Raw genomic sequence first — 12,878 nt, forward strand, 5'->3', positions numbered from 1 at the left:
CTATGTCTTGCGTCTTTTTATTTCATCTCTTCTGTTTGTGGTTTCAGCCATGCCTGCGATGGCCTGTCCTGCCGGATCAGAAGTTCTGGTCTCCTGTTCTTTACAAGGCGGCAGCAAAGAGCTGACAACCTGTTTGCAAGGCGAGCAGGTGAGCTATGCCTTTGGCCGCAGTGGGGCCGAGCCGGACTTGGCGCTACAGCGAAATGTACGGGATGTAAACATGGTGCCCTGGCCGGGCATTGGTCGGTCGATTTGGGAAACATTCACGCTTGAAAATGCGGGAACCTTTTACACGGTTTACTACAACCAAGAGAAAGATCCTGATGCAGTTCAGCCCTTAAGCGGCGGTATTGTCGTCGAGCAAGGCGGTCGTGAGCTGGCGCATTTGCACTGTGACAGCGGTAGTGTGAAGAGCTCCGGCTATGGTCTGCCCCTGTTTGAGGCCAAGCAGCGCGCCGGACAGGTGTATTCGCTTGAAGCCGAGAGTTGGCAATAGGTGGTGGACAGCCGATGCGAAGATACTCCTACCGAAATGACGGGAGACCTCATCGTCTTTGATGGCGAATGTGTGCTGTGCTCGCGGTTCTTTCAGTTCATGCTGCGCCATGACAGGACGCAGCGGTTCTCCTTTGCGACGGCGCAGTCGGCACTGGGGCAGCGGCTCTACCGCGAACAGGGGCTGCCGGTGGATGATTTTGAAACCAACCTGGTCTTTGTCGAGGGCCGTTGCTACCAGCGGCTGGATGCCTTTGCCGCTGCAATGGGTGCCCTTCCGGGGATATGGCCTGTTCTGGGGCTGTGCCGCTTTTTACCCAAGGTGGTGAAAGATCCGCTCTATCATGCTGTTGCGCGCAATCGCTATCGTCTCTTTGGCCGCACCGCGACCTGCATGGTGCCCAGCCCAGAGGTAAAGGCCCGGTTTCTGGATTGGATCCCTGCACAGCCGGAAGAGCATGCATGAGCGACGCTTTTGGCCGCATTATTGCAGCGCAGGGATTGGCCGTGCCTGCGACAGTGGCGCGGTTTCATGGTGCGGGATCTGGCCGCTACAGGGGACGGGCTGATATCACATCGGGCAACCTGCTGGCACGGCTGATTGTCCGGCTTGCCGGCTTTCCTGCACCGGGACGCGACGTGGATTTTGAAATCTCCACAACCCCGCAGGGAGAAGGTCATATTTGGACGCGGCGCTTTGGCACCCGTAAAACCCGCTCCTACCTGAGGTATGACAGCAGGCATGCCTGCGCGGTAGAACAGTTCGGCCCAGTTGCGATCCGAATGGAGGTGCAGATGCAAGGCGAGGTGCTGGCCGTCCAGGTGCTGGGGGCCAGCTTTCTGGGCCTGCCACTGCCGCGCCTGTTGACCCCGAAATCTGCCTCATCAGAGTTTCAAACGCCGGATGGTGGGTTTGGCTTTGATATCTCCGCCAGTCTGCCGTTGATTGGGTTGCTGATCCGCTACCAAGGCAGTTTTGACGTGCCGGAGCTGCGTTAACCAATTGTTAACACCTCTGCTTGCAGCCGGGTGGTGTCGCCCAATATAACCTAATGAACCATCTCGCTACCTATTCGAGATCAAAAACGCCTAAGGGGGACCGATGTCTGCGAATCAAAACCTGACTGAGGCGCTGACCATTCTGCAAGAGCAGCTGGAAGCGCTCAAAAACCTGACTGATGCCAATGAATTTATGGTCTCCGCCCTGAAGGAACAGGGAAACACCCTAAAATCATTGGATGCTGAGCCGGCCCGCGAGATGTTGCGGCAACAGGCGCGTGCGCAGTTTGATCCTGAGCAGGGCAATTCCCCCGATGCAGCGGTGCTGGATATCCTGGAGCAAAGCCTGGGCAAGGGTCTTGGGGCTGAAATCATTCCCTTCCCTGGCGCAGCGGTAAAAAACGCCGTTTAAAGGCCTGCCTCTAGATCGTCTCGGTTTTTACTGGCTGGCCCGGGGCATGGGCCCTGGGTCAGCGAGGGCAGGCCGCAAGGCTTTGTGCATCGCCCCCGCTATGGGTTTCTTGCCCTGTCGCTCTTGGAACACTGTGGCTGGCCTCTTATGTAGGTCAAAACCGGAGAGCGCATCGAATGAAAAATACCTTTATGGCCGCTGGCTTGACTGCGGCGCTTTTTGTGCCTTTGGCGGCTGAGGCCTTTACCACCTCGAGAGGTGTGCAGGTCAATCCAGTGAATGAGTTGATCTTTGAGGTGATCCCAAAATCCTCGGGAACTTTTGATGAGTTCTGGTGCGGCGCCTCGGAATATGCCCGCCGGGAGAAAGGCGCCCAGTGGCAGGATAGCATCCATGTTGTTCAGGGGCGCAACACCAGCGTGACAACGGGACGGCGCTCTGCGGTGCAGTTTACCCTGTCGCCGCAACAGGTGGGCGTATCGGCACCGTTACAGGGGTGGCTGTCTCTGGGGATCAAACCTGGCAATAGCATGTCGGTGCAGCAGGCGCGCAGCTACTGTGATCAATCGCCTGTGCGGTATTAATCCCTCTGCCGACCAGCAGCAGTATCACGGGCTGCAATTCGGGGTGGGGCGACCCACAACCGACCAGCAGATCTGTGTCGCACATCGACGTGATTGGCCATCTCGGACCTCTTCCTCTATCCTTCTAGGTGCATGAACTATGTGCCAGATGGGCGGGATATGACGCATATGGGCCCGCTACTGGAAACGAAGGGGTGTGACATGAAAAATCTCTCTTGCGCAGCTATTACCCTCGCCTTCATGGGGGTGGCAGTTTCGGGGGCCAATGCGTTCACGGCCCGCGATGGGAGCCGGGTGAATCCTGTCTCTGATGCTGTTTTTGAAGTGATCCCCTCGCCCGGTGGCTTGGGGCGGAATTACTGGTGTGCGGCCGGCGATTATGCGCAGCGCGCGCTCAAGGCGCCCTGGGAGGCGCAGATTTACATTTCCAGGTCTCGCGGGGCGAGCGAAACCACAAACCGGCGCTCTGCGGTACAGTTCACCCTGCAGCCCAGGCTGGCGGGCTCCCCGGAGAAGGGCATTTATTCCAACGTCAACGCGCTGCGCCGTGGGGATAACATGCGGGTTCGCAATGCCTTCAATCTGTGTAACCAATTGCCTGTTGGGTTTTGAGTGGCTCCCTTTGTCGAGCGGGCCTGCATCTGATATGATCCTCCCTGCAGGGCGAATGCGGCCCCAGTCACAAGGCGACTTTTTGTAATGCAGCGGACGTTCAGCACAAACGGGATCAAAACAGGCCTGATGGCGGGGCTTCTGGCCGGTCTGGTCTGCCTCCCGTTGAGCGCTCAGGCCTGGCGCGCCTGGAACCGCCACGAGGTACTGCCGGTATCAGAGGGTGTCTGGGAGGTGGTCAACAGAGTTGGCTCCGGCGCGCAGGACTATTGGTGTGGCATCGGTGATTTTGCCATTCGCCAATTGCGCACACAGGCGACGCAGCGGATCTACATCTGGCAGGAAATCGGCCCCTCGGTTAATCGTCCCGGCCGTAAATCGGTACAGTTTGCGCTGACACCGCCACCGGGCAGCGATACCAGCACAGGCTACTCGCTAAGCGTGAAGATCCGAGGTGATAATCTGAACGCGGCGACAGCGCGTAATTATTGTTACGATCGCTTTGATGATCCGCGCTTTCCTTTCAACTGACGGCTCAGGTGGGGGCTGGATGGCCAAGACCAGCCTCGCCCCACCAGGGGCTTGTGAAAAATCCTGCGGCCTAGAGCGGAGCCTTCCCGATGCAGAAACAGTTTCAAATCGCCACCCATGGGCCGGGACTTTATGAGGTCACGCGCGAGGTGCGGGGCTGGCTGGCAGAGGTGGGGTGTGCGCAGGGGCTGCTTACCCTGTTTGTGCGCCACACCTCTTGTTCGCTGTTGATACAGGAAAATGCCGACCCAGAGGTGCAGGACGACCTGCAGGCCTTCTTTTCGCGCCTGGTTCCGCCCTCGACCGATCCTGCGATGGCCTATCTGCGTCACACCTACGAGGGGCCGGATGACATGCCGGCGCATATCAAGGCAGCTTTGCTCCCGGTTAGCCTGTCGATCCCCATTTCTGGTGGCGCCCTGGCCCTGGGAACCTGGCAGGGGATCTATCTGTTTGAACATCGTGACGCACCGCACAGGCGTCAAATCCTGGCCCATATCAGCGGCTGAGCCGCTTGATCTAGCGGTTGAATTTCCCCACTACCCAATTCCTAGCGGCTGGCCTATAGTTGTGGATAACTGTGCAGGTTTTAGCACAAATGGCTCGTGTTAGGAAAAGGGGATCCGCAGATGCGCTGTCCGTTTTGCGGGAATATCGATACTCAGGTGAAGGATTCACGCCCCGCCGAGGATCACGTTTCAATCCGTCGACGTCGGTTTTGCCCCGCATGTGGTGGCCGTTTCACCACCTATGAGCGGGTGCAGCTGCGCGACCTGGTGGTGGTGAAAACCAACGGCAAGCGCGAGGATTTTGATCGCGACAAGCTGGAACGCTCGATTCGCATTTCGATGCAAAAGCGCCCCATCGATCCCGAACGTATTGATCAGATGATTTCGGGTATTGTGCGACGGCTGGAAAGCATGGGGGAGACGGATATCTCCTCCAGCAAGATCGGCGAGATCGTGATGGAGGCGCTGGCCCGGATCGACACCGTGGCCTATGTGCGCTTTGCCAGTGTCTACAAGAACTTCCAGGCGGCAGATGATTTTGAGGACTTTGTCCACGAACTGCGCCCCCACACCCCCAAGGAAGAGTAACCTGTCTTTGGCCGCTCTGCTCTGATCAAGGGGTTGCGGTGGTTTGGGAATGAAACGAGACTAGACTGAAAGACCTGTTTTGCGCCCGGATTGGCATCGGCCTGATCCGGGCGCGTGCACGACAACAGATAGGTGGCGAGACGTGACCCAAACGGATACTCGATTTATGGCTCTGGCGCTGTCGCTGGGGCGGCGTGGCCAGGGCAATTGCTGGCCCAACCCTGCGGTTGGCTGTGTTCTGGTGCGCGAGGGGCGCATTGTTGGCCGGGGCTGGACCCAACCCGGCGGGCGTCCCCATGCGGAGGTCATGGCGCTGACCCAGGCGGGCGATCAGGCCCGCGGCGCCACTGCTTATGTCACCCTGGAGCCCTGCTCCCATCACGGCGATACACCACCCTGTGCCCAAGCGCTGATTGATGCCGGAATTGCCCGGATGGTGGCTGCTGTTGGCGACAGCGATCCACGGGTCTCGGGGCAGGGCTTCGAAATGCTGCGCCAGGCAGGTGTCGAGGTTCAGGTTGGGATGCTGGCAGAAGAGGCCGCGCGCGATCACGCCGGATTTTTCTATAAAACAGAACAGGGCCGCCCACTGGTGACGCTCAAGATGGCCAGCAGTTTTGATGGCCGGATTGCCACCGGATCTGGCCAAAGCAAATGGATCACCGGACCAGAGGCGCGCCGCGCGGTGCACGCGATGCGGGCGCGCCATGATGCGGTCATGGTGGGGGCGGGCACGGCGCGGGCGGATGATCCCTCGTTGACGGTGCGCGACCTTGGCATCGAACATCAGCCGGTGCGGGTGGTGATCTCCCGCCACCTGGACCTCCCGCTGATCAGTCAGTTGGCCACCTCCGCTGCTGAGGTGCCGCTGTGGCTGTGCCATGGTCAGGGAGCTGATATAGAACGCAAACGGGCCTGGGAGGGTCTGGGCGCGCGCCTGTTGCCCTGTGCCAGTCGCGGTGTGCAGCTGGATCCCCATGATATCCTGCAGCAGCTGGGACATGCCGGGCTGACGCGGGTGTTCTGCGAAGGTGGCTCTGCGCTGGCGGCGTCGCTTCTGGCCTTTGATCTGGTGGATGAGCTAATCGGCTTTACCGCTGGTCTGGGCATTGGCGCTGAGGGACTGCCGTCGATCGGGGCCTTGGGGCTGCATAATCTGGAGGCTGCCAACCGGTTCAGCCTTATGGAAACCAGCCCGGTGGGCGCGGATGTGATGCACCGCTGGCGCCGGGCGAGCTAAAGCCTGCCGGTCTCGGCCTCGTCTTAGATCTGCGCTAGCCCCGTCGCCACAGCGGCGCGTAGGTGGCAAAGAGCCCCTGCAGCTTTGACAGGCTGCGGTTGCGCAGGCTGGGCCGTGGCAGTTGCCCCGAAATCAACCGCTCCACCACCACTTCGGGCGGGCAGGGGCGCTGGGTGATCGGGTCATAATAGCGCGGGTAGTCAATCAGCACCGCATGGGCCAGGCCCAGCAGATCCGGCCGCGCCGAGCGCCAAGGCGGTGCGGTGCGTTTGTCGGTGGTGAGCCCCCATCCGGCATAAAAGGGCAGGCCCAGCGTGGTCACCTTGGCACCGCGTAACAGCGCCTCAAACCCTAAAAGCGAGGTCATGGTCCAGACCTCCTGGACCTCATCCAGCAGCGCCATGGGATCACAGTTGCTGGCGACGACATCCGCCAGGTTCTCTGGAACCCCGGTTTCTGGCAGGCTGCCAGGGCGTAGCCCGGCTTCGACGTCCGGGTGGGGTTTGTAGATGATCACCGCCTTTGGGTTGGCTTTGCGGGTGGCGCGCAGCAAGGCCAGATTGCTCTTGATCCGCCCACATCCGGCTTTGATCGAGGCGTCGTCCTCGACCTGCCCGGGGACCAGGATGCGATGGCCCTCGGGGAGAGCGGGGGGCTCGCCCGAGAGGTTGTATTTCGACAGGCTGTGGCGGATCAGCTGCTGAATCAGCGCCTCCACACGCAGGGCCTCGGCGGGGCCGAGATCAGCGCGCTGGGTGATCAGATCATCCAGATCCGACGGCTGCCGGGGGTCGTAGTAGATGCCCTGGCGGTCCAGCACCAGCGACATCGGCGGCACCAGATCGGCGCCCAATCCGCGGGAGCGCAGGAACCCGTCTTCGACGCGGGTGGCGCCTGCATGGGTCTTGGCCCCGGCCTTGCTGGCCCAGACCATCCAATTGCGCCCACTCTTGTGGGCCTCTTCTGGATCTTCGGTGAATTTCAACTTCCGGGTCTGACCAAAGAACCCCTGCAGCGGTTTGCGTTTCCACAACCGCATGCCAGAGGCCACCCAGCCGGCCCGATCCTGACGCCAGGCGCGGATGCCGGCTTCCAGGGTGTCAATGACCCGCTCCAGCTCGCACAGGCGGTCAGTGTAGGGGTCATACCAGGTGGGATAGAGAAACATCGCCGCCGAAAACAACTGTGGGCGGGTGAGTTTACGCTGTCGCCGCGCCACCGGGTCTTCGTCTTCGGTCAAGCCCCAGCCGGCATAGAAGGGCTGGCCAAAGACGCGCGGCTTGTGACCGGCCAGAATGGCCTCAAACCCCAGCTGCGAAGACACGGTATAGACCGCAATGGCCCCTTCCAGCAGCCCCCAGGGAGAGACCGCATCGCTGAACATCTCGACCCGGCCCTGCGCGTCTTTGTCGGTGAAATGCCCAGGCCGGTGGCCGGCGCGGGTTTCCGGGTGGGTCTTGATCAGAATGCGGGCGCCGGGGTGTTCCTGCTGGGCAAAGACCAGCATCTCGCAAAACCGGGCGCGGTCGGCTTTGGAGGCGGTGACAGAGGCGTCGCCGCGCAGCTGGTCCACCACCAGCACATAGCCGGGATCCGGCAGCGGCGCACTGGGCAGGAAGGCGTTGTATTTGCTCAGATGTGCGTCCTGCAAGCGGCCAATGGCATTGCGGGCGCGGCGCATCATATTGCTGTCATCCAGCGGATGGGTTGCCAGCAGCTCTTCCAGATCAGAGGGTTGCGCGGGGTCGAAATGCGCGCCCCGGCGGTCCAGAAGCAGCCCCAGGGGCGGCTCTCCTGAGGCGCGACCGGGATGGATGGAGCGCAAAAAGGCGTCTTCGACATGTAGCAGGTCCGCGCCGTATTTGGCGGCGACAGCGCGGCCACGATGGGCGGTGGGAGAGTTGCCCCAGATGCCCACCAGATCGTTTTGCTGCGGCAGCCCGAGACGGAGATTATACCCAGCCAGACCAAGGATCCGGCGCAGCCGTGATTGGGTGACAAAGCCCCCATTGTAAACAAAAAGCCGGGAGCCTGAGCCCCCGGCTTTTGATATGGCTGTTGTGCCGGTCATATCCTCAGCCGCCAAACAGCGTCTCAACACTGGCGAGCGGTGTCAGCGGGCTGGCCAGCAGCGAAATTGTCTTGGTCCACTGTGCATAGGGCGCTTCGGTGACATAAAGCGTGTCTTCGTCACGCACCACAAAGTCACGGGCGATGAACAATCCGTTGGGCTGGGTCAGGTTCAATACATAAACCATCCGCTGGGCGCCAACCAGATCGTCGCGCCCCAGAACCTGATTGGCAATCTCTGCCGGTTCGTTGCGGAAGATGAATACCCCGGTGGGATCAGAGGTGGTGGAAATCAGGCCGCCAACCTGTGCGATCGCCTCCAGCGCGGACAGGTCCTGGCTTTCAAACGGTACCCGCGCCTGGGCACTGGTGGCCCCAAGGGCAGTAAAGGAGCGGCTGTCGGCTTCGACCAGAATGCGGTCGCCGCCGCGCAGGGCGATGTCCAGCTCGGGGTGGTTAAACAAATCCTGGAACCAGATCTTGCCTTGTTCGCCGCCCCGGATCACGGTGATCTGGGCAATTTCGGGCTCAATAGCCACACCGCCGGCCCGGGCCAGCATGGTGGACAGAGTCCGGGTCGGACGCTCGATGGCATAGACGCCCTGGCCGCCCACGGCGCCCGTCAGGCTGACGGTGGAGCCATCCCCGGCCACACGGCGCACCTGTACCTGCGGATCTGGGGTTTGATCTTCCAGCTTTTTGGTGATTTCTTCGCGCAGCTGCTCTGGGGTGTTGCCAGAGGCGCGCAAGCGCCCGGCATAGGGCACAAAGATATAGCCGGCGCTGTCGACCTGAACTTCCTCGAGCGCGGTGGCATTGCTGGCCTCATTAGCCAACAGCCCATCATCGACGTTTTCCCAGATCGTCAGCCCCAAGACATCGCCGGGACGAATGGTATCCGAGGTCAGGCGCCCGGCATTGATAAAACCGTTGGAAAAGCCAAGCGCCGGAACCACAGCGGTGGCGCGGGTGACGCGATCATTGACGGAGACGACAAAGGCGTCGCCTTGCTTTTGCACCGATCCGGCAAAGATCTGGCGTTTGTTGGGGCCAACTTTAGGCAAGCCGCAAGACGCCGCAAGCGTCAATGCAGCGAGAATCGCCACGGGCCGCACCCAGGAGAGGGGGACGTTTTTCACTGCTCGGTCTCCTCGACCTATTATTATTCTGCCTCAGTTTTTTTGTCAGGCTAGCGCGGTTCGAGGATAAAATCCAGTCTTGCGAGCGGTTTCGCTCAGTGGACCACCGATAACTGTTGCCGCGGAGCCGCTGTGCCGTGGCGCAGCGCATCATAGGGATCATGGGATGACAGCATCATATCAACTACATGACGCAGCAATTGGCGCCGCCCTGAACGGGAATAAAACCCGCCTGGAACCTGCGAGGTTTCCAGCAGGTAGCGCCGGTAGTCCTTATAGGCGCGGTTGTCCGGGCGGGCTGGTGCGGCAAAGAACTGGGACAGAGGCTGCGCCGAGGTGAAGGCGTCTTTGTCGTAGACTGCAGCGCCAAAGACCTTGAGCGGGATGCCGCGCCACAGCACCTGCTGTCCGGCGGTGGAATTTACCGTAACGGCGGTGCGGGCCTCATTCAGCAGCTCTGCCAGTTTGCCGCCGCGCACATAATGCACGCGGTCCAGAATACCATGCTCACGGGCAAGGCGTCGCAATTCACGACGGATCGGGCTGCGGCCATCCTCCAGCGGATGAGCCTTGATCACCAAATGGTGGTGGCGGGGGGCACCCGCGGCAAATCCTGAAATTACCTCGGCCAAAAAGCTGGACATACTGTCAAAGGGGGAATGCATCTGAAACGAGCTGTCATGTTCCAATTGCAACAGCGCCAGGTGATAGGGAAAGCCACCGTTGCGAATGCGCCAGGTGGCGAGCCGACGCTCCAGCGCCTGAAGGGGCATCAGCAGCAAGCGTTTGAGGTATAGCTGAAACTCGCGGGTAACAGGGATCGCGCGATGGGGCTGAAAGTTGCGGTACTTGCGGTTCCAGAACATGACAAACCAATGATACAGCGCGCCGTAGAATACATGCTGCCGCATATCGCCCCAATGGGAGGGTGGCAGCGGCGCTTCCATATCCGAGAGCTCCAAAGCAGCCTGCATCTCAGTCACATCTGTCCGCATCAGCCGTGAATTGCCATTGGAGCCATCCCGTTCGTAGGTGACCCAATAGGGGCGCAGATATCCCTCTTCAAACACATGCACCCGCAACCCCAGGGCCTGCGCCGTTGCGACCGCCTGCGCATGGATGGGCCGAGTGTCGCCATACAGGACAATATCGGTGACGTTTTTGTCCTGGCAGGTTTGCTCAAAAAAACCTTTCCAATCCGCAAGGGCGCCGCGAAAGGGCAGATACTGTGCCTTGTCGCGCCAAAAGACCTGATCGCCGGCGTTGAAACCGATGCGCCAAACGCTGCAGCCTGCAGTGCGCAACATCCGCCCCAAGGCGTTGAAGAACGGCCCATGGGGTCCCTGAAGGAACAGAAAGACGGGTTGGACAGCGCTGGTGTGTTGCATCAGGATTGCGGCTTTGGTGGTTAAAGTTCTGGTAATCTCGCTTCGGTTCATAGCACCGGACTGGGGCATAACTATGGCCTGGATCGCCAACAAGGGCGCTATGCCGCTTTAGGGGTATTCCGAAACAGCTGATGAGACCAGCGTCTATCTCTGCCGCTTGGCTGCGACAGAAAGGCTTGCCGCCCATCTGAATCCGGGGGTCGTAAAGGCGGCCCGCAGGTTGAGGAGGGCTTGTAGAACAGGACCAGCTTAGGCTACCTCTGCGCCAGGAAATCCCGCCGTAGCCAAACCCGCCGTAGCCAAACACTAGGAGACCTTACGATGTTCACCGGTATCGTCACTGACATTGGAACCATTGCCCAGCTGGATCAGCAGGGGGATCTGCGGGCGCGGATTGCCACTCATTATGATACTTCAGGTATCGATCTGGGCGCTTCGATTGCCTCGGATGGGGTCTGCCTCACGGTGATTGAACTGGGCTCTGATTGGTATGATGTGCAGATCTCTGCCGAAACCGTGTCAAAGACAAATATAGCTGCCTGGGGCGTCGGCAAACGGGTCAACCTGGAACGGGCTCTCAAGGTCGGCGATGAGCTGGGCGGACATATTGTTTCAGGCCATGTGGACGGGGTTGCCGAGGTGGTGGAGCTGCGCGACGAGGGCGACAGCACCCGCGTGACCCTGCGCGCCCCCAAAGAGCTGGCGCGTTTTATCGCCCCGAAAGGATCTGTCGCCCTGAACGGCACGTCGCTGACGGTGAACGATGTGCAGGGCTGTGATTTTGGTATCAACTTCATCCCCCATACCAAAGAGGTCACCACCTGGGGGGATGTAAAACTGGGCGATCAGGTCAACCTTGAGATCGACACCCTGGCGCGCTACGTGGCGCGGCTGCACGAAGCAGGCTGACAGGCAGACCCCGCGTCTGACTGGCGCTGTCATCCAGCACGTCCACGCGGGGGCTGCCCCTTTCATCTTACCTGAATTACCTCGGGGTGAGGCCGCAGGCCGAGGGGCAGAGCCCCTCAACCCTCATAGCATTTCCGGGGCTGTGCGAGGGCAAACGCCGCGTCCAGTCCTTGCTGTGCCGCTGGTGGGGCTGGCCTTTGTCGCGAGGGTGGGCTATTTCGCCCTATATACCCGCCGGGCGATGGGCCCTTGGGGCATGTGTATCGAAAGGCTGTCAGCATGAGCTTTGAAACACCGGGGCCGGTCGAGGCCCGTTTGCGCGCGGCGATCAGCCCGATTGAAGACATCATCGAAGAGGCCCGCGCGGGCCGGATGTTCATTCTGGTGGACCATGAGGACCGCGAAAACGAAGGCGACCTGGTGATCCCAGCGCAGGCTGCCGACGCAGAGGCGATCAACTTTATGGCCACCCATGGCCGCGGATTGATCTGCCTGACCCTGCCTGCCGAGCGCATTGACGAACTGGGCCTGCCAATGATGGCGATGCATAATTCTTCGCGCCACGAGACGGCCTTTACTGTCTCGATCGAAGCCCGCGAAGGCGTGACCACTGGTATCTCGGCCGCCGACCGGGCGCTCACCGTGGCGACGGCCATTGACCCAGAAAAAACCGCTGCAGATATCGCCACGCCGGGACATGTGTTTCCACTGCGGGCGCGGCGCGGCGGCGTGTTGATGCGGGCAGGCCATACTGAGGCCGGCTGCGATGTGGCGCGTCTTGCCGGGCATTACCCCTCGTCGGTGATTTGCGAGATCATGAACGAAGACGGCACCATGGCGCGTCTGCCGGATCTGGTGGATTATGCCAAAACCCATGGGCTGAAGATCGGCACCATCTCGGACCTGATCACCTATCGCTCACGCAACGACAATTTGGTGGTGGAAACCAGCAGCAGTACCGTGACCTCCGAGTTCGGCGGCGAATGGAACATGCGCATCTTCACCGATCAGACCCACGGCGTCGAACATGTGGTGCTGACCAAGGGGGATCTCACCTCCGGTGGCCCCGTGCTGACCCGCACCCATGCCCTGCACGAGGCCTCCGACATCCTTGGACTTGGCCCCAAGCCGGTGCGTGAACTGCCCCGCGCGATGGAGCTGATCGCCGAAGAAGGACGCGGTGTTGTCTGTCTGTTCCGCGAGCCGCGCCATGCGCTTTATGCGCCCGAAGACGAAGGCCCGCGTACCATCAAACAGACCGGACTGGGGGCGCAGATCCTGTCAGAGCTGGGTCTGAATGAGCTGGAGCTGTTGACGGATTCCCCCGCCACCACCTATCTGGGTCTCGATGCCTATGGGCTGTCCATTGTTGGCACCCGCCCCATTCTAAAGGAGTCCTGAT

15 protein-coding genes are annotated in these 12,878 nt (G+C 60.6%); 12 read left to right on the forward strand and 3 right to left on the reverse strand.

Annotation, left to right across the window (positions count from 1 at the left end):
- Nucleotides 1–7: 7 nt before the first annotated feature.
- The 10 genes from N1037_08125 to ribD all read left to right on the forward strand — a co-directional run bounded on the left by N1037_08125 (nt 8) and on the right by ribD (nt 5,970).
- Entirely contained in the window at nt 8–496 is a 489-nt protein-coding gene (locus tag N1037_08125) for a hypothetical protein (protein UWS80966.1), read from the forward strand.
- Nucleotides 497–532: 36 nt separating this feature from the next.
- On the forward strand, nt 533–961 hold the full coding sequence (locus N1037_08130; protein ID UWS80967.1) for a DCC1-like thiol-disulfide oxidoreductase family protein: 429 nt from the start codon (nt 533–535) through the stop codon (nt 959–961).
- On the forward strand, nt 958–1,494 hold the full coding sequence (locus tag N1037_08135) for a DUF4166 domain-containing protein (protein ID UWS80968.1): 537 nt from the start codon (nt 958–960) through the stop codon (nt 1,492–1,494). The genes N1037_08130 and N1037_08135 overlap by 4 nt, the downstream gene beginning before the upstream one ends.
- 103 nt (nt 1,495–1,597) lie before the next feature.
- On the forward strand, nt 1,598–1,906 hold the full coding sequence (locus N1037_08140) for a hypothetical protein (GenBank protein UWS80969.1): 309 nt from the start codon (nt 1,598–1,600) through the stop codon (nt 1,904–1,906).
- Between the two features lie 176 nt (nt 1,907–2,082).
- Nucleotides 2,083–2,490: a hypothetical protein gene (locus N1037_08145; protein ID UWS80970.1), complete on the forward strand. Its 408-nt coding sequence runs from the start codon at nt 2,083–2,085 to the stop codon at nt 2,488–2,490.
- Between the two features lie 201 nt (nt 2,491–2,691).
- Entirely contained in the window at nt 2,692–3,102 is a 411-nt protein-coding gene (locus N1037_08150; protein UWS80971.1) for a hypothetical protein, read from the forward strand.
- Nucleotides 3,103–3,189: 87 nt separating this feature from the next.
- Nucleotides 3,190–3,633: a hypothetical protein gene (locus N1037_08155; GenBank protein ID UWS80972.1), complete on the forward strand. Its 444-nt coding sequence runs from the start codon at nt 3,190–3,192 to the stop codon at nt 3,631–3,633.
- Nucleotides 3,634–3,722: 89 nt separating this feature from the next.
- Complete coding sequence (locus N1037_08160) at nt 3,723–4,142, forward strand: secondary thiamine-phosphate synthase enzyme YjbQ (protein ID UWS80973.1); 420 nt, start codon at nt 3,723–3,725, stop codon at nt 4,140–4,142.
- A 120-nt stretch (nt 4,143–4,262) separates the two neighbouring features.
- The gene (gene nrdR / locus N1037_08165; protein UWS80974.1) at nt 4,263–4,730 is read left to right on the forward strand and encodes a transcriptional regulator NrdR; all 468 of its coding nucleotides are present in this window, start codon (nt 4,263–4,265) and stop codon (nt 4,728–4,730) included.
- Between the two features lie 166 nt (nt 4,731–4,896).
- Nucleotides 4,897–5,970, forward strand: coding sequence for a bifunctional diaminohydroxyphosphoribosylaminopyrimidine deaminase/5-amino-6-(5-phosphoribosylamino)uracil reductase RibD (gene ribD / locus N1037_08170; protein ID UWS81329.1), 1,074 nt, complete (start codon nt 4,897–4,899; stop codon nt 5,968–5,970).
- A 34-nt stretch (nt 5,971–6,004) separates the two neighbouring features.
- Here ribD and N1037_08175 read toward each other — a convergent pair whose 3' ends face one another.
- From N1037_08175 to N1037_08185, 3 genes are all read right to left on the reverse strand, one after another.
- The gene (locus N1037_08175) at nt 6,005–8,041 is read right to left on the reverse strand and encodes a capsular polysaccharide biosynthesis protein (GenBank protein ID UWS80975.1); all 2,037 of its coding nucleotides are present in this window, start codon (nt 8,039–8,041) and stop codon (nt 6,005–6,007) included.
- 4 nt (nt 8,042–8,045) lie between these two features.
- On the reverse strand, nt 8,046–9,179 hold the full coding sequence (locus N1037_08180; protein ID UWS80976.1) for a polysaccharide biosynthesis/export family protein: 1,134 nt from the start codon (nt 9,177–9,179) through the stop codon (nt 8,046–8,048).
- Between the two features lie 95 nt (nt 9,180–9,274).
- Nucleotides 9,275–10,567 (reverse strand): capsular biosynthesis protein, encoded by a 1,293-nt coding sequence (locus tag N1037_08185; GenBank protein ID UWS80977.1) that lies wholly within the window; start codon nt 10,565–10,567, stop codon nt 9,275–9,277.
- A gap of 321 nt (nt 10,568–10,888) precedes the next feature.
- Between N1037_08185 and N1037_08190 the strand changes: the two genes are divergently transcribed.
- Both N1037_08190 and ribB read left to right on the forward strand, forming a co-directional pair.
- Nucleotides 10,889–11,476 carry a riboflavin synthase gene (locus N1037_08190; GenBank protein UWS80978.1) on the forward strand — a complete coding sequence of 196 codons (588 nt, stop codon included), beginning with the start codon at nt 10,889–10,891 and terminating at the stop codon, nt 11,474–11,476.
- 279 nt (nt 11,477–11,755) lie between these two features.
- Nucleotides 11,756–12,877, forward strand: coding sequence for a 3,4-dihydroxy-2-butanone-4-phosphate synthase (gene ribB, locus N1037_08195; GenBank protein ID UWS80979.1), 1,122 nt, complete (start codon nt 11,756–11,758; stop codon nt 12,875–12,877).
- Nucleotide 12,878: the final 1 nt, after the last annotated feature.

Origin of the sequence: Phaeobacter sp. G2 (assembly GCA_025163595.1) — a bacterium.
Taxonomy (GTDB): Bacteria; Pseudomonadota; Alphaproteobacteria; order Rhodobacterales; family Rhodobacteraceae; genus Pseudophaeobacter.